Genomic DNA, 25,727 nt, shown 5'->3' with positions numbered 1-25,727 from the left:
ATTAATCATCCAGCCTCTTCAAGCATCGTTATAATGGCACGCCGACAGGGGTTACATTTTCCGTTCGACCGGAAAACGTAACCCCTCTACTACTTTGTGCAGACATCCTTATTCAATTTCAAACAGCTTGCTGATTGACAATTCCTCATGAACCCGGATAATGGCTTCCCCGAGCAAAGGTGCTACAGACAACACTTTAAGTTTGCTTGTCGGATTGGCATGCGTGATTGGAATCGTATCCGTTACGATAACTTCTTTCAGTGGTGCATTCTCCAAACGCTCCATCGCTGGTCCGGACAATACCGGGTGAGTACAGCATGCGTATACTTCCTTCACGCCGCCTTCCATCAGTGCGTTTGCACCCAGTACAATGGTTCCTGCCGTATCGATGATGTCATCGATCAGGATTGCTGTTTTACCTTCAATGTTACCGATAATGTTCATAACTTCACTTACATTCGGCTCCGGACGACGTTTATCAATGATCGCCAGAGGTGCATTCAGGAAATCAGCCAATTTCCGTGCACGTACTACACCGCCGTGGTCAGGAGAGACAACGACCGGATTTTCGATCTGTTTGGAGCGGAAATATTGAGCCAGAATCGGCACACCAAGCAGATGATCCACTGGAATATCAAAAAAGCCCTGGATCTGCATGGCATGCAAGTCCATCGCAATTACGCGTGTAGCTCCTGCTTTTTCGATCAGATTGGCTACCAGTTTCGCTGTAATTGGATCACGCGAACGTGCCTTACGATCCTGTCGTGCATAACCGTAATACGGAATTACAACGTTGATTGTCTTGGCTGATGCCCGTTTCAGTGCATCAATCATGACGAGCATCTCCATCAGGTTGTCGTTAACCGGCAAGCAAGTGGACTGCACAATGTATACGTGACAGCCCCGAACGCTCTCGGAGAGCTTCACTTGAATCTCACCATCACTGAAGCTGGTTGTGTGAGATTCACCCATAGGAATTCCGATATAATCAGCAATTTGATGGGCAAGCTTGGGGTTAGAATTGCAAGTAAATATTTTTAATTTCGAATCAAAATAAGTCATAAAATAAAAACCCTCCGTGCTGGTTCATTGGAATCTATAAGCGTCTGCGACATGTCGGCACCTCCCGAAGATCGGGAGGCAATCAGAATATCAATACCCCTTATTCGGGTTTGGCATTTTGTTTCTTGGCTTTGGCACGTCCGCGAATTTTCTCCGCGTAACCAGGTTTGTTCTCCTGGCGAGGACGAGCAATAGCCAGATCATTCTCCGGAACGGAATGTGTAACGGTTGAGCCGGCAACCACATAAGCGCCTTTTCCTACCGTGATCGGTGCAATCAGATTGACATTGCTGCCCACGAACGCATCATCTTCGATTGTCGTTACAGCTTTATTATATCCATCATAATTAACCGTTATTGCCCCGCATCCAACATTTACGTTCTTCCCAACTTTAGCATCCCCAATATAGCTGAGATGTGATACTTTGGATCCTTCATCAATTGTAGCATTTTTCACTTCGACAAAGTCACCAATTTTTACTTTCCGGCCCAGCTTGGTGCCAGGACGCAGGTAAGCAAATGGTCCTACCGTTGTCTCTTCGCCTACTTCGGCCTGGGACAACACGGAATGTTTAATCGTTACACCGTTCTGAATAACACTGTCTTCAATATCGGCCTGAGGACCAATATGGCAAGCTTCACCAATGGAAGTTGTCCCTTTCAGAATGGTTCCCGGGTACAATACCGTGTCTGATCCAATCGTAACATCCGCTCCGATATATGTCGATGACGGATCAATGATCGTAACACCGTTCAACATATGTTTTACTGCCAAACGTTCACGCATATATGCTTCTGCTTGGGACAGAGCGAGCCTGTCATTAACTCCGATGGATTCCGCGATATCATCTGACATATAAGCTTCAACCACTTCACCATCATTACGGAAAATCCCAACAACATCTGTCAGGTAGTACTCTCCTTGGGCGTTCTGGTTGGTCACTTTCTCCAGTGCAGCAAACAATTTCGCATTATCGAAACAGTAAGTCCCTGTGTTAATTTCTTTCACAGCATCTTCCTGCTCGTTGCAGTCTTTCTGTTCCACAATGCGTTGTACAGAACCGTCTTCTCCGCGAATGACGCGGCCGTAGCCTTTTGGATTATCCAATTGAGCCGTTAGCACGGTTGCAGCAGCTCCGCGACTCTCATGAAGCTTCATCAGACCTTCCAGCGTTTCACTGGTTACCAGTGGTGTATCTCCACAGACGACTATAGTAGAGCCTTGCTCACTTCCAAGCAAAGACTTCACTTGCTTCACCGCGTGACCCGTACCCAATTGTTCAGCCTGAAGTGCATACTCTGCTTTGGAACCCAAAAATGACTGCACCGCTTCGGCACCATGACCGACCACGACCACACTGCGCTCAACGCCTGCGCGTAGAGCTGCATCCAGCACATGAGCTACCATAGGTTTACCGCATACGGGATGCAGTACTTTGTACAATTTAGATTTCATTCGTTTGCCTTGCCCTGCAGCAAGTACAATTGCCATTCGTTTCAAATTTCACGACCTCCTGTTCTGAAAACCCCATCTGGAAGACCTACCTTAATGGATCATCCCTGATAAGTATCGTTCAGCCGGCCTGAAGCCGGTCTTGTTCATCGCCTACTGTCTCTGTTATCACACGTAACAACGCGGACACGAGCAAATCGTGACCTATATGTATACGCCGTGTACCTGTGAGCCTTAACCGAATCCCAATGACTCTTAAGATGCCGCCCTGTCACCAAGCGCACGCTGCGCTAATGTTTCCTTCAACATTTTCCAGCAATAACGCTGTTAAATGTTCCTGTTTGAATAAACTCAATACTGAATATATCTTATTCCGGTCAAAAAGAAAAGAGAGCCATAAGACATGGCTCTCTTTTCCTTCGAACCCCAATAATGTTCTCAGGCACCTTCTTCAATGACTTCTTCCTCAGTTGCAGCGCGGTCATACTCAGTCAAAACAGCAGCCTGAATCTTCTCACGAGTACCGGAAGAGATCGGGTGGGCGATATCACGGAATTCTCCGTCAGGAGTCCGCTTGCTCGGCATAGCAACAAACATTCCGTTGTTCCCATCAATGACGCGAATGTCATGAACGACGAATTCGTTATCGATGGTAATGGATGCGATAGCCTTCATTCTCCCTTCCGAGTTAACGCGGCGGAGTCTGACATCCGTAATTTGCATGTGTGTGTTCACCACCTTTTTCCATCAGAACTTGGTGTATAATTCCACACAGCCTATACGAACTCCTTCTTTTTATAACCACAAAAATGTCCTAATTTCAGGAATTTTTTTTATTTAATACACAATTCGACAACGTTAGTGCCAGGTCGATGGAAAAGAACCTTTCCCGACATGTTATTCGTCATCTTTCTACAGGTCAAAATAGTTACCAGGCTTCACCGAAATGTGTCTGCTTTTTGCATCCACGGCTGTCAGCTGCGCAAGAGATACGTAATCGGTCAGCAAACGCTCTTCCGAATCAACTGAACCAGATTCTACCAACACCCCTACACCTGCTACCGTTGCATTAAACTCGGCGAGCAAATCAATCATGCCCTGTACCGTTCCACCGGCTTTCATGAAATCATCCACGATCAGAACCCTCGAATGCTCACGCATCGCCCTGCGGGATAGGGACATGGTATGGAGACTTTTATGGGACCCCGATACATAATTGATACTTACGGCCGATCCTTCCGTAGCCTGATGGTCCCTGCGCACGAGCACTACAGGCAGGTTAAGCTGGGCTCCAGTCGCATACGCCAGAGGAATGCCCTTCGTTTCTACCGTCATGACTACATCGATATCCATGTTGCCAAAAGCAGTCGCAAATATTTTACCTGCTTCATTCATTAATGCAGGCTGTCCAAGCAGGTCAGACATATAGAGATACCCACCGGGCAAGATACGGTCAGGCTGCTCCAACTGATTGCTTAGTCGTTCGGCAAAAGCCAGAGCATGTTCTCTGGACACCTTCGGAATCCATTTAACTCCCCCAGCAGCCCCTGCCAGTGTTTGCAGTTCTCCCGACCCGCCTTCTTCGAACACTTCCTTGATAATCGCCAAATCCTCACTGATTGACGACTTCGCGGCACCATAACGTTCGGCAAAAGTGGTTAACGGAATAACCGTATGCGGTCTTGACAATAAATACTGCGTCATTTCAACCAGCCTAGCGCTTCGTTTTAATTTCTTCACAGAGATCCATCCTCACGATCACGGAAAACATCCAAATCCGAATAATTATTTAAAAATATACCACCTTTATACGTGTTTGTACATTATAAAAGCGAATTCTAAGTCAACATGCGTACTGCATACACTTCTTTGCAGAAGCCGCGCAGCCCATTATAGATCCGTGCAACCTTCGCTTCCTTGGAGACCAACCCAAATACGGTTGGGCCACTACCCGACATGAGTACCCCATCTGCACCCAGCTTTATCATGGCATCCTTCAAATGCTGGACTTCCGGATACAGCTTAAGCGTGACATCCTCAAGCACATTCCCCATCTGTCCGCATACCTCTGCAAAGGAATGATTACGAATGGCCTGCTCCATCTTGGCCGCACTCGGATGGCGAACAATCTTATCGCTGCGGAATCTTCCGTACACATCGGCTGTCGACACATTGATTGGAGGTTTCGCCAAGATGACCCAGCATTGCGGTGGGTTAGGTATTGGCTTCAGTTTTTCTCCACGGCCTGTAGCGAGCGCTGTACCTCCTGTAATACAAAAAGGTACATCCGAACCAAGCTCTGCTCCAAGCTCCTGGAGCTCATGATCTGGGATATTCAGACGCCAGAGGCGGTTCAAGCCGCGCAGCGTAGCTGCAGCATCACTGCTGCCGCCTGCCAGACCGGCAGCCACCGGAATTTTTTTGTCCAGATGAATGTGCACTCCAGTACGCACGTCGTAGCGTTCTTTGATCAATCTGGCCGCCTGGAATGCCAGATTCTTCTCATCAAGCGGAATATACCCCGCCTGACTGGAGATAAATATCGTATCGCGAGGCAGTTCTGACATTTCCAGCCGGTCTGCCAAATCGACCATGGTCATGATCATCTCGACTTCATGGAACCCGTCGCTTCGTTTATGTAAAACGTCCAGCATCAAATTAATTTTAGCAGGCGCTTTTTCGTAAATTTTCAAGGCGTTCACCCGTCCTCACCTTTTCCCTAAGACAACTTAACATATTATATCAAAATGGGGCTGTCAAGTCATTTTTATTCCGAATTCATGGGGAAAAAGCGAGGTCAACCTCGTGGAAGGCCCCGCTCTCCAAACCGTCTAGATCGAATTACGATTTGCGTGCTGCCTCTTCAGCAAGCTGAATGGCACGCTTCACCATATTGCCTGCATCCTTGGCTTTGATGCCACCCCAGCCTTCCTGCTGTACGGTATCATAAAATCCCAGGTCTTTTGCCAGCTCATACTTGAGCTCTTCTGACATCACACTTCTTCTTCTGCGGCTCATGAAACCATCCTCCTTGAAGTAGCAGTTTTGATTAGTCCATTTACACCAGGATTCTTCCTGAAAGCTTCAGAGCCACCCTTTTCGATGAACTGTTCAGCAATATCAGTATGGGCCTGTTCAAATAGTATGCCGTTTCTGGTTAAACCTCATTCCTGCAGATGCCTGTCTGGACGGTAATTCTAAACAAATAAAAAAGCAGTTCGCCCCAAGGGGCAAACTGCCTGTAAAACGATGCTTACGTCTCCATATAGGAGTTAGGCGTCTGGTCGCCTGGGTTAAATACCATGACTTCCACCGACTCCGTAAGTATATCTGCATAACTGTAAGAGACTCGCTTGAACGTTTCTTGCTCTTCATCAAGCTTGACGATAAAAACAGAAGGGTACGTTTCTTCCAATACACCCGTACGCTCGATAGTCTTACGGCGGCCACCATTAGCCCGCAACATAATTTTTTGACCTATATGAGCATCGAGATTGCGTTTGATATCCAACAGCGTATTTTTAGCCATTGTCGACGACCACCTCTTTTCTTGTCCATTATACCTGAATTTACAGTCAATGTCAAATCAAAACTAAATATTATATCAGCATGGAAAAGTTGCTGTCAATGAATTTTTTTGCAAATGAAAAAAGCCCCAAATTGGGACTTTAATTGACCTATATCAGATGACTGATGGGTTAACTTTAAGTGTAGATAAATCGTTCAAACCAGGGAGGCCAACGCGGTAACTGCCGCGTGTTTCGACACCACCTACACCCTGGCTGCCGCTAATCGTGTTATGCAGAATATCATTCATATTTACCGTTTCCCTAACGGATGTAAAGGCTGCCTTGGCGGCCACATATACAGGGTCAAGGGCATGGATCAGAATTCGGCCTGGTGAGCTGGCAAAGTTCGCACCTGCCCGCAGAAGTGCCTCAAAATGGGACTGACATGCTCCTGCAACGATCGTTAGTGCATCCAAATGGCGCTCATATTGTCTTGCAACCTGGATCGCTGCCACAAAATTTTGCGAATTCTTGTAACTTCCGAGACTGTATAAGTCGTAAGGCTGACGGGTCTTCAGAACTCCGTCATGGCCCGTAATGACTACAATGTCAGGCTGAACTTTGGGAAGAAGACGATACAGGGCATCAGCCATGGCTGACTCATGGACATATTGACCCTCTGCCGGGACACGAAGCTGCTCATAGAGAGCCATACTTTTCTTCAGGTAATTTGGATCCCCATCCAAGTGGAGCACCTTGCCTGGCATTTCAAAATAAGCCGGCTCCCGCTGTGCAGCCCAGTCCAGCGTCAGGCCTTCACGGTTGCGCTCCGCCTGTTCAATCCGGTTCTGCTGCAGCCTGGAGAGTGTCTGATGCGCTTTTACATGTGCCTGCCTGGTCTTGGCACTCTGCGGTTCATAAGGAACCTGTATCAAATCGTCCACCGGGGAGTCGGCAAGCAGCCGGAATTCGGTCCCTTTAATGACCGCGCTATCCAACTGGAGGCCTTCCACCCGAAAAGTCACATCTCCACCGTATGACTTACGAACGACCAAGTCTCCGATATTCATCAACATAATCACCTCTACCCCATCGTATGGGCAAAGACCCGGTTTGGTTCATCCGAATTTATTTACAGGCCGGCACGAATTCCTGCATCCCACATTACCGTGCTTAGCGCCGCATATTCCTGCAGACTAAGTGTCTCACCCCGTCTGGACGGCTGAATGCCAGCCTGCTCCAGTAACTGATCCGCCTGCTCTCGATTCTCCTTGGTGAAGAAGCGAGCTTTCAGATTGTTCGAGATGGTTTTTCTGCGCTGGGCAAACGAGGCTTGTACCACTTCGAAAAAGTGCGCTTCACTCGGCACTTCGACAGGGGGCTGCTCACGAACCTTGAGCTTGATGACAGCTGATTCCACATTGGGCTGCGGAATAAATACGGTTGGCGGCACAATGCAAACCAATTCAGGCACACTGTAATATTGGACAGCAATGCTCAAGCTTCCGTAGTCCTTCGAGCCGGGTGCAGCTGCCATACGTTCTGCTACTTCCTTCTGGATCATAACAACAATGCTGTCTACCGGCAGTTTCTCTTCCAGCAGTTTCATCATAATAGGAGTCGTCACATAATACGGCAGATTGGCTACAACACTTACCTTGCCCACACTAGCAAAGTCTGTGCGGAAAAGCTCTGCCAAGTCCAGCTTCAGCACATCGCCGTGCTGTATCCGAACGTTGGGATAAGGCTCCATTACTTCTCCAAGGATCGGTAACAAACGCTGATCGATTTCCACCGCGGTTACAGGGCCGGCTGCTCGGGCCAGTCTCTCCGTAAGTGCTCCAATCCCCGGGCCGATTTCGAGTGCGCCCTTGGACTCGTCCAGATCTGCTGCATTTACAATTTTGTTCAATATATTTTGATCAATCAGAAAGTTCTGACCTAGACTTTTTTTAAAGGAGAAACCGTGTCTCTGAATTATCTCTTTCGTTCGCTTGGGTGTTGCAATTTCCAAAGTCTCATCCATGCCATTCATACGCTCACAATCCTTCACGTTCAATTTGCGATAATGCTGCAGAAAACTCTTCCCGGCTAATTTGGAATACACCCAGCCGCTTGTGGAACTGCTTTCCGTTGCAGTAACCTATGCCGAGCAGATTCCCCATCTCCATACGCCTTGCAGCTGCCTGCGGGTGCACAATCAGTCCTGCTGCAATCAAGTCATCCCAATCGATCTGGCTCGGTACACCCTCGTACGAGGTATGCACACGCTCCAGCGCATGGCGGATTGCCTCAGGTGAGGCATTCTCGACCCCGATATCCCCTTTGCGGGTTGCGTCCGCTTCCGGAATAAAAGCATGTTTGCAGCCTGGAACCTTGTTTGCAATGATTTTGCGAATGCGCTCACCGGCATGATCCGGGTCGGTAAGAACAATTACACCGCGTCTTTCCTGTGCCAGTGCAATTCGCTTCAGGATTCGCTGGTTAATGGCTGATCCGCCGGTCTCTATGGTGTCTGCCTCAACAGCCCGCCGGATGGCGACGGTATCGTCGCGTCCTTCTACCACAATGACTTCTTTTATCATGTTCCATTTCTTCCTTTCTAACGCAAAAAGAAGAGGAATATCCTCTTCTCTGCCAAACGGCGGCGAGCCTATTCAGACTCCACCGCCGCATATTCCGCATGATTCATTCATGCAACTATTTTATAGCATTCCCATTTCAAAGTAAAACGATTTTAGTTCGCTTCCGGCTTAACCGGACCGATCACATATACCGTCTTGCCTTTCTTACGTCCGAAATTCAGGGCATGCTTTACACTGTCATAATACACATCGATTTTGTTGCCTTTAATGGCGCCGCCAGTATCTTCCGCACGACGGAAGCCGAGGCCCTCAATATACACCCACCAGCCGATCGGAATCACTTTTGGATCGACCGCAATGGTCCGTCCTTCAGTTACCCGGGTACCGGAAGCTGTTTTTGTACCAATGCCAGGCTCCTCAGAAGAGTACGCGGTCATCGATACATTTTTAAGTACTTTGGAATATTTAAAAGAAGTGCCTGAGACGGTAATCACTTTGCTGCCTGATGCAGCGGTTTTCTTCGAGTTCGTTGTCGTTTCTTTCTTTGCTGTGGAGGTTTGGGCCGATACCGTCTGAATCTCCGGCTTCTTCACAACAGGTTTTGCTTTGGTTCCGACAGCAATAACTTTATCGACACGGTTGGTCGATACCGATTTGCCCACCATCTTTTTGGAGACTAACTCTCCATCCTGGAACACCTTTTCGATATGCTGTACAAGTGTACCTTCTTTGCCGTTTACGATGACGCGATTGTCACCTTTGTACAAGCTAGGGTCAGCCGTTTTGATTACTTTGTACGCAATCGGCTGTTCCACTTCCACTGTACGCTTTGTTACACGCACTACGCGAATTTTCATATCTGCCTTGATTGGTGTTGCGAGCGCAGGATAAACCTTATCCTCACTTGCAACTTCAATTCCAGATTTCTGAATTGCATCTTCTACCGATGAATCGGTTGTATACAGAGTCTTGGTGTCTCCGTCTGCCGTAATGTTGACTGGAACGGCCCGCTCAATAACGATGCGGTCTCCATCTGCGATTGCCCCGTTCAAAGGCATGGATACCTCATCATGGGGGCTGACTGTGATTGATTGCTCCTCCAGCATTTCTTGAAGCATTCCTGTACGAGTCTCTACCGCTTGAGCTTTGCCATCAATAACCAGCGAAATTTGTTTCCCGGCTTGACCGTAAACGACTAACAAGATCATGATTGTAAGCGCGATTGAGAAAATAGCGATCAGTGCCATTTGACGCATGTTCTCATGCTTCCACCGCAACGCGTAAGACTTACTGGATGATCGTGACTCATGGGTCTCTTCTGGTTGGAATGTGCCCACTTCTCCGTCCTCCTTCATAGCCTCGCCGTCTAAAGTTAATGCATGATGTCTTTGACGCGACTATACCAAATTTTCTACAGAACTGATCGATATCTCAATGACCGGTTCTGCACCATGAACCACTCTTCGCAACATGATGTCACCACCTGAATTCTTACCGTATGATGACCTTATTTCTTTTATTCAAAAACAAAAAAGCCAAAGAAAGAGTGTAAGAGGAACTCTTTCGTGGCTTCCGAATGATTTTGAATATCGGAAATTCATGCACGAGGTTGCCTCTCTTTTTCCGCTTGCGAGGTTAGCTGTCGGGTTCGGGCGAAAGAGAGCCGCCCTATCTCCGGTCACCCGCTCATGGCGGATGCCCTTGAATTCACCCCGAGACCCAAAGAAGAAATCAAATAGTGCTTCGCAAGTGCATCCGCTGCTTTTGGGTCAGCGAACGATGCGCATCAGCTACTTACACTGATGTTTAAGCCCTATTGGTTCCCCCGCTCTCCGTTAACGGAGACTCAGCGAGATCGGTTCATGAAAAGTATTGTTGTGTCATCGGAAAGTGTCCCTTTGTTCATCCCCCGAACATCTGTCCAATTTTCCTCACAACAATTCACTGAAAAGATGATATCCTGTTTCGATGCATGTTGTAAAGCGTTGTTCAAGTACGTTTTTCTAAATATTTGGTTAAAATATTGTAATATTCTTCATTTATTTGGATCAAAAAGCAAATTCGCTCCGTCTACCTCTCTTTTTCACCGCATTTGCTTCGTTTTTTAACGAATCCCAAATCGTTCCATGGCATTTTTGGTCGTTATTGCAGCAATTTCCTCTACCGAAATGCCTTTAATTTCCGCAGCTGCTTCTGCAACCAGACGTACATGCGCTGTTTCGTTTCGTTTTCCACGATAAGGATGTGGTGTAAGATATGGGGAGTCGGTTTCAATGAAAAATCGGTCCATTGGCACCTTCGCCAGTACCTCTTTTGGCTGCTTGGCGTTTTTGAACGTAATTGGTCCACCGAAGGATAGATGGAACCCTAGATCCAGACAGAGTTTTGCCGTTTCCCAGCTTCCTGAGAAAGAGTGCATCACACCCCCGACTTCTCCTGCTTTCTCTTCACGCAAAATTCTGACAATATCTTCATGAGCATCGCGATTATGAATGACAATAGGCATATTGAGTTCACGAGCCAGTCCGATCTGTTGTCTTAAAACACGATGCTGCACATCCTTCGGTGAAGTGTCCCAATAATAATCCAGGCCAATTTCGCCTATGGCAACGACTTTTTCATGTTTGCACAGAGACGCAATCCACTCGAGATCGCCCTCCTGCATCGTAATGGCATCCTGAGGATGCCAGCCTACAGCAGCATATATAAAATCATACGTTTCGGCAAGCTTCATCGTGGATGGAATGGTCTCCCGGTTAAAACCAACATTGATCATACGGCCAACCCCGGCGTCAACAGCACGTTGAATCATCTCCTCGCGGTCCTCGTCGAATTGCGGTGCATCCAGGTGTGTATGTGTGTCGAATAACATCATTTGTATTTCTCCCTTCCTGTCGAATAACTGTTTTCGATCCCAATCAAAATTCTATAAAATGCGCTCATTTTATCATCATCATTGATTTTTTAGAGTACAACATGTGGAATTAACAAATTTAATTTCTACTATATATAGGAGCCCTTATGATCTCAATTTGTTCAAAAAAAAGTGTACATTACAAAATTATGTCGATCTACATATACTCTCCATTAAAGCAGATTACTGTATCATGATAATATCTCGAAATAGAAACTCTTTCTGCCATAGCTAATTTGTAATAATTTTGCTCCTCACAGCTCACTTCATGATCATGAGAAGTATGGGCGAATATGAGATGGCAGCTCGTGAATGATGGCGTCCACCTTGTTTTGCGGATAGTACAGATGATGCTTACCCCGATGTATTCCGCTGATTGAACGGACGATGTCCGAAACCTCGGATAATTCATGCAGCTTGTCCTGTCTATCCAGCAGCAGAATCTGTTTGTCTGTTGATTCATCCGGACGAAAAACATCATACGGAAGATCCGTCGGAAAATCAATTTCCAGATCATATTCGGGATGAAGACCCGCTTTGGCAAAGGCAGCCCGAATTTCTTCAATCGTTTCCACATCGATCTGTTCAACCTCTACATACTTATACAACCTGCGATCCATAAAACGTTCGCATAACTCGCTTAGAACAGAATCGTTCTCTTTACGCCACTGCATGAATGTGGTCTGGATTAAAGCCTCATCCAATTGCAGATATTCATCAACAGAGAGCACTCCTGCAAACAGCTGCGGCAATGGCTCCAGCATGAAACGGAATGGGAACCCCTGCTTTACCAGCTCTTTTGCACGCTTAAATATTTGTCTCAGAATAATTTCGGAGCTTCGAGTCACCGGATGGAAGTAAATTTGCCAGTACATCTGGTAACGTGACATCAAGTAGTCTTCCACGGCATGCATACCGGATTCCTTGACTACAATTCTCCCGTGATAAGGACGAAGCATTCGCAGGATGCGGTCAAGGTCGATGGTTCCGTAGTTTACACCTGTAAAGTAAGCATCCCGAAGCAAATAGTCCATCCGGTCTGCATCAAGCGGGCTAGTGACCAAATTCACGACGATTGGCTTTTCATAAGTTTTCTGAATTACAGATGCCACCTTCTCCGGGAAATCGGGAGCATACCGTCTCAGGATCGCCCCCACCTCGGTATCGCCAAGAATAATTCGGCAGGTCCAATCCTCATGATTCATGTCGAAGGCTTCTTCAATGGAGTGAGAGAATGGCCCGTGACCCAAGTCATGCAATAATGCAGCGCAGAGAGCAACGGCTTTTTCTTCCTTAGGCCAATCGGAGTAGTGACTTCTTTCAAATTGAGAGATAATCTTCCGTGTAATTTCATAAACGCCCAATGAGTGTGAAAACCGGCTGTGTTCAGCACCGTGAAAAGTCAGATAGGATGTTCCCAATTGACGGATCCGTCGCAAGCGCTGAAACTCTGGGGTATTGATTAACTGCCATATTATCGGATCTTGCACATGAATATAATTATGTACCGGATCTTTAAACACTTTCTCTTCGGTTAAACGCTGTTCCATGTCGCTTCGCTCCCTTGTTTTTGAGTTGTGTTTGTCGCTTTCAGCCTTAATTAGCCCGATTATTCGACACATAATGACGAATTTTGTCGAATAAGGTACTTTTAATGTTTTCCAAATCGACAAACCTGACATTGAGGTTTAAATATGAAAAATCGCCCTTAACCCCTTGCCAACCGTAATCTTATCAAAAACAGCCTTAATTTTAAGCTAATTTTAAGGTTGACTGTTTTGGGAATCGTTGGTATGATGAGTATCATAAAACATAAAATAATGTCGAATAATGACAAAGATAAGTAGCTGAGAGGAGCACTGATTATAATGATGAAATCAACAGGTATTGTTAGAAAAGTAGACGAACTGGGACGGGTAGTTATTCCAATCGAATTGCGCCGTACACTGGGTATCGGTGAAAAAGATGCTCTGGAAATCTATGTTGACGGTGAGCGCATCATGTTGAAAAAATACGAGCCAGCTTGTATCTTCTGTGGTAACGCTGAGAACGTTACATACTTCAAAGGTAAAATCGTTTGTAACGAATGTATTTCCGAAATTCCTGCACCTGTGACAAAATAAGAAATTTCAGGTATAATGGACTTATTGAATTGTTAATTCTAACCTTTTTATATTCCTTACTTGCCTTCCCGGTGTGAACCCCACCGTTGGAAGGTCTTTTTTTTATTACCCCATTTGGGACAAACCCTGATGCAGCTCATCTATAACTTGGAAAGCGGTGAAAAATCCAAAAAAAATTTTTACACCGCCTTGGACTTTTAATATTTCGCTAAGGTTTCCAATAAGAAACTTTTCAGGTTATGTTCCCCTATTTAACCGTATGTTTGGATCATGCAGAGGATTAGATCAGCGCGTTATATACATCACGTTTCGTTAACCCTCGGTCTGCTGCTGTTTTTTTCATCGCATCTTTGCGGTGAAGTCCTTCGCCTTCATAGTGGCTGACGTGGTCCTCCAGGGACAATGGCTGCCACCAGGCTTCACGCTCTGCTTTACGCTCCTGTTCCTTAATGCCTTCTACAAGCAAACAGTACTCTCCAAGCGGCGGATGCTCCTCCAGCCAGTCTATGCACTCGCGAACCGTGCCACGTGCAAATTCCTCATGTCGCTTCGTCAGCTCACGAGCCAGCACAACCGAACGATCCCCCAGAATTTCTTCCAGATTGACCAACGTTTTGCGAATACGATGCGGAGACTCATAAAACAACAAGGTACCGTTAGATTCGTCAAAACCCTCCAGCACTTTTCGCATATCCTTTTTCTCGCGCGGCAAAAAGCCGCCGAACGTAAAGCGTTCCGTCGGTAGTCCGGATACAATTAGAGCAGACAATGCTGCATTGGCACCCGGAATCGGAATAACATGAATTCCTGCCTCAATGGCTAGTTGTACCAGATCAGAACCCGGGTCTGAAATGGCTGGCAAACCAGCATCGCTGACCAGTGCCAAATTTTTTCCTTCTATTATATAGCGTATCAGTTCAGGGCCACTTGCCGCCTTATTATGTTCATGATAACTAAACAACATGGAAGGGGTGATCTCAAAATGAGTGAGCAGCTTTCGGGTTTGCCTTGTATCTTCTGCCGCAATAATATCACAACTCTGCAGTGTCTTAATTGCTCGAAATGTCATATCATCCAGATTCCCAATCGGTGTTCCAACCAAATATAATTTACCCTGACCATCATGGGTTTCCGTATAACTTTTTTGAATGTGCAGTGTCATTTACACTCCTCCTTCCGTAGTACCCGTTGGTTGTTGTGATCCGTAATAAATATCCATAATTTCATCGCAGTAGGTTCCTTCTTCATTGTAGACAATGAGGGGCGGAAGCATGCGCACTTCGGGTTTGCCATCCTTCAGCGCTTCGATTAACACCATATTGGCTTCGAGGTGAGCGCGTGGATGAACCATTCGGATCCGCTTCGGCTCAAGCCTGTACTCCCTCATCAGAGAGATAATCTCCCCGAGCCGTTGAGGGCGGTGAACCATGGATACCTTTCCTCCATTACGCACGAGACGATTACATGCCTGAATTACTTCCTCCAATGTACATCCCAACTCATGACGTGCCATGGCTTGGTGTGTATTCATTTTAAGGTCACTTCCATTCAGCGGCATATATGGCGGATTCACAGTAATCGCGTCATAGACAGCATGTCCTGTCTGTTTCACCAGTTCCCGCAGGTCGCCTTCATGAATTGTGATCGATTGGTCCAGAGCATTCAGCTTCACGCTTCTCCGTGCCATATCAGCCAGCCTTGGCTGAATCTCGATTCCTTCCAGGGTAGCCTGCGTACGCGTTGTCAGCAGAATGGGAACAACCCCATTTCCTGTACATAAATCGAGTACACGGCCTCGTTTAGGAACAGAAGCAAATCGTGCTAGCAATACGGCATCCATGGAAAAACTGAATACTTCATCACTTTGAATGATTTTCAAATCATGAGAGAGCAGATCATCAATCCGTTCTGATTCATGCAAAATTACTTCTTTAGCTTCATTGGCTGTCATATGATACGTTCATCCTCCGGTACTCTATATCGCATTTTAGCATTAGTTTAGGTCTATAACCTTGAAAAAAAACCGTAGGGGATCTTCCCTACGGTCACTTCATTTATTCAAAAAAGACAGGCAGAACAGACAATCGCCTTCCGTCCGCAAATGTCCGTAATAGACATTGCAGATATGGAATCCTTCGTGATACAGCCGGGCCAGATTATCATATCCTTCACCTACCACATCTTCACCTGTAGCTGGACCTGCCGGTCTAGCAGCTGGGGCCAGAGCAGATGAAACAGGCAGATCTACCGGAGCCTCACGCTTGAGCAGTTTGCGTAGCTGCTCATTCTCAATCGTAAGCCGCTGATTATCTTCAAGCAGCTCTTTGACAATCATTTTTAACTCTCCTAAATCACTGTGCAACTGACCCAATTGGGTTTCCATTTCATGAATGTGCGTAAACAGATTTTTCTTTTCCAAGTTTCCACCCCGAAGCAACCTTTATGGTTTACTTGATAACGACGTCATCCAGCGGAAGTTCTTTGACTTTACTGATGTCGAACAGTTGAACATGGACTGTGCGATTACCGGCATTGATGCCGACAACTTTCCCTTCACCCATAGAGGTGACGACCAACTTGCCTACAGCCGGCAGTTCTTCTCTCACACTTTCATAGTTATCATGCTCAAATTTCAGACAGCACATGAGTCTTCCGCACAACCCTGAAATTTTCGTCGGATTCAGTGACAGGCTCTGATCTTTGGCCATCTTGATGGATACCGGCTCAAAGTCTCCCAGCCAGGAAGAACAGCATAATACACGGCCGCAAGGTCCGATTCCTCCAAGCATCTTGGCCTCATCCCGTACACCAATCTGCCGCAGCTCGATCCGTGTCCTGAAAATGCTTGCCAGATCCTTAACCAGCTCCCGGAAATCCACTCTTCCTTCAGCTGTAAAATAAAAAATGATCTTGTTGCGATCAAACGTAAATTCCACATCGACCAGCTTCATCTTGAGGCCATGGTCTTTGATTTTATTTAAACAAGTACCGAATGCTTCTTTGGCTGCCCGCTTGTTCTCATCCACCACACGGGCATCTGTATCTCCCGCAACCCGAATGACCTTTTTGAGTGGCAGCACCACATCGGACTCGCTTACTTCCTTCTTGCCAACAACTACCTTACCGTACTCTACCCCCCGCGCTGTCTCCACAATAACGCAGTTTTCTTTCTCAATGGGAAGGTCCAGGGGATCGAAGTAATAAATTTTGCCCGCTTTTTTGAAACGGACACCCACTACACTATACAAAAAATTAACCCCCTTGTAAGCCAATCCCACTTCGTCTGAAGCCCTGTCTTCTTAGGGAACCCTCCGAAGTAATAACCGTTTGCATATGAATGGAACAAAAACTGTCCTCTCCCCAGCCTTATGCCAAACCGATCAAAAATTGCTCCAGACAAAGCTGGCCATTGACGTTGAAACGCAATTTTTTTCTGCATGCTGCGGCCAAATCCATATAGGACACCCACTGCTCCGTGCTGCGGGTATTAGCCAACTGAGACAGCATGTCCAACTGATCTATAAAAACGATATGTTCATGCCTACCGTGCTGGACATACAGCATATCCCTAAACCATAAATGGAATAGACTAAGCATAATATCCAGATGTTCTGAGAGTCCGGTTTTAAAAAGCTTCTGCTGTGCAGAGATTAATGATGTGCTGCCTCTACCCAGGGACTCCTTCCCTAATTGTAACATTACGTTTCTAATTTCTGCAAACCAATTCTGCTGGAGAATTTCTCTACATGATTCGAGTCCTGACGCCAAATGAACCGCTGAACGTGCAAGATTGGCCGGATGCCCCTCCGCAATCAAAGCTTGCAGCATTTCTTCAGGATTCAGTGCACTGAAAGGAACAAGCTGTGAGCGTGAACGGATGGTCGGAAGCATGGCTTGACCATTGTCCGTAATCAGAATTCCTACCGCAGGCACCTGTGGCTCTTCCAGGAACTTCAGCAGACTATTCGCTGCCTGTACGGTCATTTTTTCTGCCTGTTCTATAATATAAACTTTGGGATGGCCAGCCTCTGAACGGTATGAGAAAATACGCTGCAGATCCCGAATCTGATCAATTTTAATATTGTTTCCATCTGGTGCAAGCATCGTTAAATCCGGATGATTACCATGCTCGACCTTACGGCACTCCAGACATTGTCCGCAGGCATCATCTTCAAGCTCTGTACAGAATATGGCTTTGGCAAACGTGACCGCTGTCTTCAGCTGCCCGCTGCCCGCTGGCCCGCTAAACAAATACGCATGGCTGATTGCCTGGCGTCTCAAGCTGCTCTGCAACATCTGCTTGGCTGCCTGCTGACCCATAATTTGTTGAAAGGACATACTTCCTCCTCAGAAGCTTAAATTAATAAGCATTCCCCGAATTTCTCCTACTTGTTGTAATAACGTGATTTTACCTTCTTCTGTTTCGAGCAGTTCATCAGCCATGGATAACAGCGCAGAGTCGATTTCATCAATTAACTTGTATCTTTTGCCTCTGCCCCGTCGATCCCATCCTCTGGTCTCTTTCATGGATACACCCCGGCGAACCGTTTCTTCCAGAAATCTTTTGACAAGCTGCTTGTATGCTTTCAGTTCACGAATCGTCATGGAACGAGCCAAGCGATCGCCCTGCATCTGAATTTCACTTAGTCGGCGGTTAAGCTCGGCTTGTGAGGCTCGTTCGCCCTGGTGGTTCATCATGTCAGAGAAGCTTTTGGATTGAACCGGTTTGGAACTGGAGTCAGTAGAATTGATTCCGCTCTGCATCGGTCTAAATCCAGGATTGATTTTCATCGATATGCCCGCTTTCTATTATAGTAGACCATCGACCATCAGCACAGTGCGCGCTGCGCCTGTGCGTGGAAGATACCCTTGTATGAGTCTCTATATATAATGGTAGATAAAACTTGCCACCATTAACCTGCTTGGTAATCAACTTCCGCCCGAAAGAAAGCATTCCCTTCATAAGATGGCCTAATTTCGGACGGAAAGCGCCGATTCCTGCTATCAGGAAGGACGCATATAAGTCGCCTAAGAACACTAGCAATCATTTTGCATCATAGACACAAAACGCATGATTAGAAGTGTTCAAAACGATCCACTGGCAGAACAAACACAGTAGCTCCGCCCACTTGGACTTCAACAGGCAGCGGCAGGTAAGAGTCGGTTGTTCCGCTCATCGGTGTGACCGGAGTCACGAGCTGTTCACGAACCTTACAGCTGCTGCGAATGACATTCATTACGGACTCGACTTGACCATCATCGACACCGATCATAAACGTCGTGTTGCCTGCCTTCAAAAATCCACCGGTACTGGCCAATTTCGTTGCCCGAAAATTAGCTTTGACCAATGCGCTGGATAATCGGTTGCTGTCTTTATCCTGTATAATCGCAACAATCAGTTTCATCCTGCATAACCTCCTTCAGAATAAGCACCTTAGAAATGCCCTGTCTATATATTAGACAATTACTCGCCAAAATCCTTCAAAATCCCTGTCTCCAGCGACAAAATCAATGCTGCTGCGACTTCATCAGGCTGTCTGGAAGCATCAATAACCTGGATTCGTTCCGGGAATTGTTCCTTTAAAAGGAAGTACCCTTCCCTAACCTTACGATGGAATTCCAGACTCTCTAGATCGAGACGGTTTACCTCACGTCCATCATGGGCATCGATCCGGGCAAGACCTGCTTCAGGCTCGATGTCCAGATATAGTGTAACATCCGGCATGAGCTCACCTATTGCGAACCGGTTAATGGCCCAGACATTCTCTATTCCGAGCCCGCGTGCATAACCTTGATATGCCAGACTGCTGTCGACAAAGCGGTCGCAGATGACCGTCTTGCCTTCCTTGAGCGCCGGTTCCACTTTCTCGGCTAAATGCTGGCTGCGTGCAGCTGCATAGAGCAGTGCTTCGGTACGCGCATCCATTGCCGTATGGAGAGGGTCAAGGATAATAGCACGTATTTTCTCCGCGATCTCGATCCCGCCAGGTTCCCGAGTAACTACGTAAGGTATACCCTGTTCCTCGAAGTAAGAACCCAATCTGCTGATCATCGTCGTTTTACCGGACCCTTCTCCCCCCTCCAACGTAATGAATTTACCTCTGCCCTGCATATGCTTCCCTGCTTTCTATGTCGATAATGGCATCTTACTCTGCTGTGAATGTTATATGGCTCTGATCTTTCTACTTCAGATTATGAAATGACACGCCCAGAGGTGTATGTTCATGATCATGGTATCGTCGCTTGGGCCATATTGTACAAGCTTCTTACTATAATACTATACATGATCAAGCGATAGCGGTCAGCTATTCCGCCAATATTTTCAATAGAGATAACCGGTCAACCATAGATAATGGATACCCATAAGGGAAGGAACAATGATCCGGCTATCGCACTGACAATCATGGAGACGGAGCTTAATGCTACAGCATTCTCGCCATATTCAAAAGATCTGGCCATACCAAGTGCATGAGAAGCTGAACCGAGTCCAATGCCATAGGCACTATTATCCTTTATTCGAATCCATTTCATCATCAGCGGCCCAAGTAAAATCCCCGAAAAACCGGCAATCATTACAAATAAGGACGTAAATGAAGCATTGCCTCCTGCCTGATCTGCCAACTGGATGGCAACAGGTGTAGTGACTGACTTTGGCAGTAAGGCGATCACGATATCTTTGGGGTAACCAAGCAGCAGAGCTACCGATGCTCCGGTAAACATCCCTACGATGCTTCCTCCAAGCGTACCACCCAGAATGGGAATGACGTTCCGTTTCAGCACATCCATGTGTTTGGATAAAGGGAAGGCTAAGGAAACGACCGCAGGCCCCAGAAGATCCTGTATCCATTTGCCACCCAGCATATAGGTATCTAGATTAATTCCTGTAATAAGCAGAATGACTACAATGACTGCCGTTGTTGTGAGTACTGGCATGAGAATAGGCCACTTTATCCGCTTATATAAACGAGTCGCCGGGATATACAAGGCCACAGTCAGAGCAATCATAGCTATTCCGATGATGAATGTTGACATGGGATCGCCTCCTTCTTGTCTCGATGCGATCTTATCCACGTCATGAGCCACTCACCAATTTTGGCAGATAGCAAGCAAGTGATTAGGGTACTGAGGATCAATCCCAACACAAGCAGGATTGTACTTGCAGTAAAAAAATCAAAGTGATTAATGATGCCTACCGTAGGTGGGATAAACAATAACTGCAGATTGGACTGGAGCCAGGATGAACCTTCATTTCCCCAGCTGATTCTGATCCAACCCATTTGAATGACCATGAACAATAGCAGCATGCCCACAATGCTGCCTGTTAAAGGTAGATGTAATATAGACTGTATCCAGGTTCCTATCCAATAAAAGCCATACATTAACATGACTTGCAGGACTATTCCTGTATATTTCTTTATCGGAATATCCAAAATAATTCCCTTCTTTCTTATGTTCAGACCGCACATGATGTCTTAGATGTTACGAATAATAGAATGATTGAGTGATGAGTTAATGAAAGAAAGAGTTAGTGAATAAAGTTAGTGAGTACGTAATGAGTAGTAAGTATCATCCCCACACTTTTTGGTTTAACTTCACTTCTGCCCTTCCTTTATGATCTTCAATGATCGAAGAGTACCATCCGCTGCGCCATGAAACCTCGCACCTTCGTCCCTCAGAAGCTGTATACGTTTTACTGCAGCAGGACTTATTCGTTCCCCGGCATATAGAATTGGGATTCCAGGAGGATAAGGAATAATCATCTCAGCGGATCGATAGCCTGCACAGTGTTCCAGTTTAACTTCTGCTGTATCTTTTTCTGATATAGATTGCAAGGAAAACGAAATAGGCTCTGAGACGGTCTCCACGGACGTATCTTGTAAATTGTTCCACGTGGAAATATAGTGAACTGCCTTCTTCGCAGCTTGCGCTGATGACTCATTCAAGCCTTGCCTAAGCTCATTCTCATTAGCCTGACTAATGTGCTCTAACGCATGCAGCAGGTGCTCAGCGTCACTTAACGTTGAGCCAAGGCTGAAGAGCAGGACGACGTACCGTTCGTCGCTCATCTCGGGCACGCAGCCGTATGCTTCCAGCTGCTGCTGCAGCCCATAACCGCTCAGTACCCCCGCCCCGTCATATATGACGGCTTTGAACGGGTCCTGAGCGGTATAGCCCGCGGCAGATGGCATCGCCGCCGCGGGAGGTGTTGTCGGCCGCCCCGATGCATCGGCGGCCATGTTACCGCCAGCAGCCGGCTCTGCCTCGGCTGGCGGCTCTTGCTGCAGCGCCTGCACAGGCTGCAGCAGCTGAAAGCGCGGCAGCTCTGCAAGGCCGCGCTTGAAGGCATCCACGGCGGCAAGCCCCGCCGTGAAGGTGTCTGCGCCCTGCACATGCAGCAGCCGGCGCGCAAGATCTAGCGAAGCCATCACCGGGTATGATGGGCTTGAGCTCTGCACCATGGCCAGGCGCAGCCTCAGCAGGGACCGATTCAACAACGGTCCCTGAATGTGCAGCATGGCTCCCATGGTGAAGGCAGACAGCATCTTATGGGTCGACTGCACCACCCCGTCCGCTCCGCATGACAAGGCTGAAGCAGGCAAATCTGGATGCAGTCCATAATGCGCGCCATGCGCTTCGTCCACGAGCAGTGGCATGCCAGCAGCGTGACATATGTCGGCTATGGGCATCAGATCAGCGCCCATGCCGTAATAATTCGGCAAAGTAACAAGTACTCCCTTGGCCTCAGGATATGCCTGGACAGCAGCCTCAACCGTCTTTACCGACGGCATAACGGCAAGTCCGCTGGATGGATCAACATGAGGCTCTAGAAACACAGCTCTGGCGCCAGCAAGCATCAGCCCATGAATGACTGATTTATGTACATTACGTTGTACTAGTACGATGCTGTTTGGCTCATCACACACTGTAAGCAGCATAGCCAAATTACCAGCCGTACTTCCTCCCACAAGGAAGAAGCTCTCCTCCGCACCAAAACAATCAGCAGCCAGCTGTTGAGCTCCTAGTATCACTCCTTCTGGATGATGCAGATCATCCGTACCGGTTATTTCCGTTACATCTATCTGCATCATGCCCAAAAAGGCCTCCGTTGGCATAACGTCAGCACTTCCGTGCTGCTTCCTATTTTCTGGATTCATCCAACTTCGATAAGCTTGTCCATTCTTATGCCCAGGCACATGAAAAGAACGATTCCCCGACTCCTTGTAATGAAGCAGAGCCTCGTACAAAGGAGCATGATATGGTTTGTATTTCATAGAATTACCTTCCTATATAATCATTAAATTTGGATTCACGTTTGCTCTTTAACTTCCTATTATAATAAGGGCTCTTTTGCGAACTGTCCCTCTCTCAATTAGGTATTCAGTGAAAAGCACAAGATTACTCTTATTCTGCTCCTCATTTTTATTATATCAGTCTTTTTTCCGAATCCACGGCTCTTCCTGATCCTCTGTTTTACAATCCCCCATATAAAACAGAAAAAGGCCCTATGGGCCCCTGAATACACCTACATCAATGAATGTTTCGGCTTATGGTCATTATGCGTTTTTTTGCACCCAAATCTGTTTCATTTGGTGTATAAAATAATTGTATTTGGCATCCTGTGCATCAGTATGAACCATCTCTGCTTCGCAAGCATCGCATATAAATTCAGATACAATAAAAATGCCTTCTCTTTTTTTCTGTTCGCAGATAATACATGTGTGTTCGGTATGTTCTTCCATCAACCATCCCACCTTGTTTTACGTTTACTATCAGTATTGCACAGTTTCTATTATTTTAAACCTTTTCATAGTGCTTTCTTTCTGTAAAATATATATATTCGCCCACCCCCCATTGGGTGTCTGTACCGATTCAAAAGTTCAACAAATCGCATACCGCTCGTACTTTTCTGCACGGATGCTTCCCGTATGGTTATATCCTCCCTCTTATGACTAAAAACTAATATTCTATAATCTTAAAAAAACTTTGATTTTCAGCCGATATATAATACATCAGAACCTGACAGCCAGGATGTTCGTGGATATACTTGTATGAGGTCTCCTGCTCCTAAACTTGTACATCATCCCTATAGCGCTTCCAAGGTTCCTATACGCATATGGATCATTTGCATGACAACAACGTAAAAGCATACGTCCACACCCGAAACGTGATCCCAGAAGGAGGATTTGTAATCGTATGACCGCTGAACCGGAGAATAAAGCTACATTTTATCAATACCGGCTTCTGAAAAAAAAGGCTATTGCCCGCAGTGTCATCTACAGCTATCTGAGCTTGCCTATCATTATGCTCTTCTTTAATTTACTGGCATTCTCCTGGACCGGCCTCTTCTTTTTTCTGCTGGCAGGGCCGATCACCCTATGGATTCATTACGTCATTGCCAGAACCGTATTGCTTCTGGTTCGTGCCTCTTATGCCAAACGCTGGCGCTGGAACTTCCACATGCCTTGGCTAGGTTATATTCCGGATCAGCACTTTAGCTACCGTATGTTTGTCAGAGTACATTTGAACATGAGCTGGATTGGACTATGTATCATTACGGTTTGCTTGATCTGGTCTCCGCTGTCCTTCACGCTATCACTGATTTTCTGGCATCTGTGGTTGCTCTTCCCTCGTCTGTACGTGGTTATGATTCTCTCACGTGAACGCAAAGACGGATTAATTAAACTAAATGAAGAGGACGTTTCGTACTATCTGCAATAACGCCTTTACCTCTTTTATGAAACAGCAATATGCACGAGTGCAATACATAAAACATGCTCCAACTTGACTTAGGAAATGAACTATGATCTTCGTAAGCCATCGAGCATTCTCCTACTCTTTAACAACGAACAAGGTTATCCACAGTGGATAACCTTTGTTCGTTCTGGGTTGCCTTCCTTTTATCCACAGCATGGGTACAAGCTATCAAGGTTATCCCCACATATTTTATTCCCGTTTCCATCCTCTATCTATTGATCAGACATTGTAGCCGTTTAAACGGTACCCCATTAAGCAGTATACCTACTTCTCTTCGCCGCAAACCTATTCTCAGTTCATGTCTTTACGCATTATCTAGTGTCTTGCTCTCCCATAACTGAGATCCGTACAAGCTCATAAATGCTGCTTTAACCCCCTCCCTCTAATATAGGAGTACCAAATTCCATGGAGCCCCTGGTAGTACATGCAGAATCTAGGCAGCTCATGAAACTCAACTCATCTTATCTTAGGCCAGGTTCTAGAAAGGACTCCATTAGACTTCTACAGCAACGCACAGTATCTTCTCATCAATGAAATAAAAAAAGCCCCCGTAGGCTTACGGGAACTTGTATCGTCTGAACATTACAATGTTACAAAACAAACCGTACTCTTACTCTTCATCATCAGCAAGGGATTTCACCGTTGTTGTCGCAGTATCATTCCGAGGTACCATTAGCGTAAAGAATCCATCATGTACAGCTAGATGCACAATATGCCCCTCTTTAGCAAACACACGAAGAGAGTTTGAGGTATTTGATGTACTCTTGGCTTGTGTCTCCGTCCAGCCCCAGCTTTTAATCTCGTCTAGATATACTTCAGGCAAGCTGGTACTTTCACTAATACCAGACAATGTATATCGAACATAGTCCATCTCCGAATTGTTTCCGGATTGGTCCGATTTATTCGCTACTTTCGGTACAGGGAAACTCTTCTCGTTGACTGCGCCTTCATATGAAGTCCAGGAAGGTCCAGCATCACCGCATCCTGTAAGCACACCCAACAAACCAATCATAAGAAATGAATAAAGCCCAAGTCTCCGCCAACTTAACACACACACCCTCCTTTTCACAGCTGCACATTTCACAGCTCTGTGGTCAGGTACTTTTAGCATATTTAACATAGTCCTATTATACTGATTTCCTACTTATATTCTGTAACAATACTGTTACCTTCTGTTGACGCTTGCATTCGCTTAATACAGCTTTAAAAACAAATAAAAACCACCACCGAGTATCTTCGGCAGTGGTTCTTTGCTTGGCAGCGTCCTACTCTCCCAGGACCCTTCGGTCCAAGTACCATCGGCGCTAGAGGGCTTAACGGTCGTGT

28 protein-coding genes and 1 riboswitch are annotated in these 25,727 nt (G+C 46.4%); of the genes, 2 read left to right on the top strand and 26 right to left on the bottom strand.

The annotated features are described in order from the left end of the window. Nucleotides 1-108: 108 nt before the first annotated feature. From GUA98_RS27600 to GUA98_RS27540, 13 genes are all read right to left on the bottom strand, one after another. On the bottom strand, nt 109-1,062 hold the full coding sequence (locus GUA98_RS27600; protein WP_017691370.1) for a ribose-phosphate diphosphokinase: 954 nt from the start codon (nt 1,060-1,062) through the stop codon (nt 109-111). 100 nt (nt 1,063-1,162) lie between these two features. After that, nucleotides 1,163-2,554: a bifunctional UDP-N-acetylglucosamine diphosphorylase/glucosamine-1-phosphate N-acetyltransferase GlmU gene (gene glmU / locus GUA98_RS27595; RefSeq protein WP_164764365.1), complete on the bottom strand. Its 1,392-nt coding sequence runs from the start codon at nt 2,552-2,554 to the stop codon at nt 1,163-1,165. 399 nt (nt 2,555-2,953) lie between these two features. Further along, a complete protein-coding gene (spoVG, locus tag GUA98_RS27590) occupies nt 2,954-3,238 on the bottom strand; it encodes a septation regulator SpoVG (protein ID WP_017691372.1) in 285 nt (94 codons plus the stop codon). A gap of 189 nt (nt 3,239-3,427) precedes the next feature. Further along, entirely contained in the window at nt 3,428-4,255 is an 828-nt protein-coding gene (purR, locus tag GUA98_RS27585; RefSeq protein ID WP_095293352.1) for a pur operon repressor, read from the bottom strand. 98 nt (nt 4,256-4,353) lie between these two features. Beyond that, nucleotides 4,354-5,208: a 4-(cytidine 5'-diphospho)-2-C-methyl-D-erythritol kinase gene (gene ispE / locus GUA98_RS27580; RefSeq protein WP_153980510.1), complete on the bottom strand. Its 855-nt coding sequence runs from the start codon at nt 5,206-5,208 to the stop codon at nt 4,354-4,356. A 148-nt stretch (nt 5,209-5,356) separates the two neighbouring features. Beyond that, a complete protein-coding gene (locus GUA98_RS27575; RefSeq protein WP_153976425.1) occupies nt 5,357-5,533 on the bottom strand; it encodes a small, acid-soluble spore protein, alpha/beta type in 177 nt (58 codons plus the stop codon). Nucleotides 5,534-5,768: 235 nt separating this feature from the next. Continuing rightward, entirely contained in the window at nt 5,769-6,044 is a 276-nt protein-coding gene (gene veg, locus GUA98_RS27570) for a biofilm formation stimulator Veg (protein WP_095293350.1), read from the bottom strand. Between the two features lie 153 nt (nt 6,045-6,197). Continuing rightward, entirely contained in the window at nt 6,198-7,094 is an 897-nt protein-coding gene (gene yabG, locus GUA98_RS27565) for a sporulation peptidase YabG (protein WP_153976424.1), read from the bottom strand. A 62-nt stretch (nt 7,095-7,156) separates the two neighbouring features. Beyond that, nucleotides 7,157-8,050 (bottom strand): 16S rRNA (adenine(1518)-N(6)/adenine(1519)-N(6))-dimethyltransferase RsmA, encoded by an 894-nt coding sequence (gene rsmA / locus GUA98_RS27560; protein WP_415753063.1) that lies wholly within the window; start codon nt 8,048-8,050, stop codon nt 7,157-7,159. 13 nt (nt 8,051-8,063) lie between these two features. After that, nucleotides 8,064-8,609, bottom strand: coding sequence for a ribonuclease M5 (rnmV, locus tag GUA98_RS27555; RefSeq protein ID WP_153976423.1), 546 nt, complete (start codon nt 8,607-8,609; stop codon nt 8,064-8,066). Between the two features lie 152 nt (nt 8,610-8,761). After that, complete coding sequence (locus tag GUA98_RS27550; RefSeq protein WP_153976422.1) at nt 8,762-9,946, bottom strand: 3D domain-containing protein; 1,185 nt, start codon at nt 9,944-9,946, stop codon at nt 8,762-8,764. A gap of 271 nt (nt 9,947-10,217) precedes the next feature. Continuing rightward, nucleotides 10,218-10,471: riboswitch (cyclic di-AMP (ydaO/yuaA leader) on the bottom strand. Between the two features lie 242 nt (nt 10,472-10,713). After that, the gene (locus tag GUA98_RS27545; RefSeq protein ID WP_193725063.1) at nt 10,714-11,484 is read right to left on the bottom strand and encodes a TatD family hydrolase; all 771 of its coding nucleotides are present in this window, start codon (nt 11,482-11,484) and stop codon (nt 10,714-10,716) included. Between the two features lie 311 nt (nt 11,485-11,795). Beyond that, nucleotides 11,796-13,073 (bottom strand): HD domain-containing protein, encoded by a 1,278-nt coding sequence (locus tag GUA98_RS27540; RefSeq protein WP_193725062.1) that lies wholly within the window; start codon nt 13,071-13,073, stop codon nt 11,796-11,798. 318 nt (nt 13,074-13,391) lie between these two features. Between GUA98_RS27540 and GUA98_RS27535 the strand changes: the two genes are divergently transcribed. Next, nucleotides 13,392-13,646: an AbrB/MazE/SpoVT family DNA-binding domain-containing protein gene (locus GUA98_RS27535; protein WP_024633700.1), complete on the top strand. Its 255-nt coding sequence runs from the start codon at nt 13,392-13,394 to the stop codon at nt 13,644-13,646. Nucleotides 13,647-13,926: 280 nt separating this feature from the next. Here GUA98_RS27535 and rsmI read toward each other — a convergent pair whose 3' ends face one another. The 12 genes from rsmI to GUA98_RS27475 form a co-directional block, all read right to left on the bottom strand. Next, on the bottom strand, nt 13,927-14,808 hold the full coding sequence (gene rsmI, locus GUA98_RS27530; RefSeq protein WP_193725061.1) for a 16S rRNA (cytidine(1402)-2'-O)-methyltransferase: 882 nt from the start codon (nt 14,806-14,808) through the stop codon (nt 13,927-13,929). Next, nucleotides 14,809-15,597, bottom strand: a complete 789-nt coding sequence (locus GUA98_RS27525; protein ID WP_193725060.1) for a tRNA1(Val) (adenine(37)-N6)-methyltransferase — start codon at nt 15,595-15,597, stop codon at nt 14,809-14,811. Nucleotides 15,598-15,696: 99 nt separating this feature from the next. Continuing rightward, nucleotides 15,697-16,065 carry a DNA replication initiation control protein YabA gene (gene yabA / locus GUA98_RS27520; protein ID WP_095293343.1) on the bottom strand — a complete coding sequence of 123 codons (369 nt, stop codon included), beginning with the start codon at nt 16,063-16,065 and terminating at the stop codon, nt 15,697-15,699. Between the two features lie 28 nt (nt 16,066-16,093). Then, on the bottom strand, nt 16,094-16,894 hold the full coding sequence (locus tag GUA98_RS27515; protein WP_095293342.1) for a stage 0 sporulation family protein: 801 nt from the start codon (nt 16,892-16,894) through the stop codon (nt 16,094-16,096). A gap of 118 nt (nt 16,895-17,012) precedes the next feature. After that, nucleotides 17,013-17,984 carry a DNA polymerase III subunit delta' gene (holB, locus tag GUA98_RS27510; protein ID WP_095293341.1) on the bottom strand — a complete coding sequence of 324 codons (972 nt, stop codon included), beginning with the start codon at nt 17,982-17,984 and terminating at the stop codon, nt 17,013-17,015. A 9-nt stretch (nt 17,985-17,993) separates the two neighbouring features. Then, nucleotides 17,994-18,437: a YaaR family protein gene (locus tag GUA98_RS27505; protein ID WP_153976417.1), complete on the bottom strand. Its 444-nt coding sequence runs from the start codon at nt 18,435-18,437 to the stop codon at nt 17,994-17,996. A gap of 284 nt (nt 18,438-18,721) precedes the next feature. Then, nucleotides 18,722-19,051 (bottom strand): cyclic-di-AMP receptor, encoded by a 330-nt coding sequence (locus tag GUA98_RS27500; protein ID WP_017691391.1) that lies wholly within the window; start codon nt 19,049-19,051, stop codon nt 18,722-18,724. 59 nt (nt 19,052-19,110) lie between these two features. Then, nucleotides 19,111-19,758 (bottom strand): dTMP kinase, encoded by a 648-nt coding sequence (gene tmk / locus GUA98_RS27495; protein WP_153976416.1) that lies wholly within the window; start codon nt 19,756-19,758, stop codon nt 19,111-19,113. 227 nt (nt 19,759-19,985) lie between these two features. Beyond that, nucleotides 19,986-20,678, bottom strand: a complete 693-nt coding sequence (locus GUA98_RS27490; protein WP_193725059.1) for an LrgB family protein — start codon at nt 20,676-20,678, stop codon at nt 19,986-19,988. Then, on the bottom strand, nt 20,654-21,025 hold the full coding sequence (locus GUA98_RS30320) for a CidA/LrgA family protein (RefSeq protein WP_227780169.1): 372 nt from the start codon (nt 21,023-21,025) through the stop codon (nt 20,654-20,656). The genes GUA98_RS27490 and GUA98_RS30320 overlap by 25 nt, the downstream gene beginning before the upstream one ends. A 213-nt stretch (nt 21,026-21,238) precedes the next feature. Continuing rightward, nucleotides 21,239-22,918, bottom strand: a complete 1,680-nt coding sequence (locus GUA98_RS27480; RefSeq protein ID WP_193725058.1) for an aminotransferase class I/II-fold pyridoxal phosphate-dependent enzyme — start codon at nt 22,916-22,918, stop codon at nt 21,239-21,241. A 282-nt stretch (nt 22,919-23,200) separates the two neighbouring features. Next, the gene (locus GUA98_RS27475) at nt 23,201-23,386 is read right to left on the bottom strand and encodes a sigma factor G inhibitor Gin (protein ID WP_095293335.1); all 186 of its coding nucleotides are present in this window, start codon (nt 23,384-23,386) and stop codon (nt 23,201-23,203) included. 454 nt (nt 23,387-23,840) lie between these two features. On the opposite strand from GUA98_RS27475, the gene GUA98_RS27470 reads away from it, so the two are divergent. After that, nucleotides 23,841-24,365: a hypothetical protein gene (locus GUA98_RS27470; protein ID WP_153976412.1), complete on the top strand. Its 525-nt coding sequence runs from the start codon at nt 23,841-23,843 to the stop codon at nt 24,363-24,365. A gap of 646 nt (nt 24,366-25,011) precedes the next feature. On the opposite strand, the gene GUA98_RS27465 is transcribed toward GUA98_RS27470, so the two are convergent. Beyond that, complete coding sequence (locus GUA98_RS27465; protein ID WP_236146670.1) at nt 25,012-25,452, bottom strand: hypothetical protein; 441 nt, start codon at nt 25,450-25,452, stop codon at nt 25,012-25,014. Nucleotides 25,453-25,727 lie beyond the last annotated feature (275 nt).

It is taken from the genome of Paenibacillus sp. P13VS, assembly GCF_015143645.1.
Classification (GTDB): domain Bacteria; phylum Bacillota; class Bacilli; order Paenibacillales; family Paenibacillaceae; genus Paenibacillus; species Paenibacillus xylanilyticus_A.
Note: the sequence above shows the minus strand (reverse complement) of the source record. Positions and strands in the feature narration are given on the sequence as shown.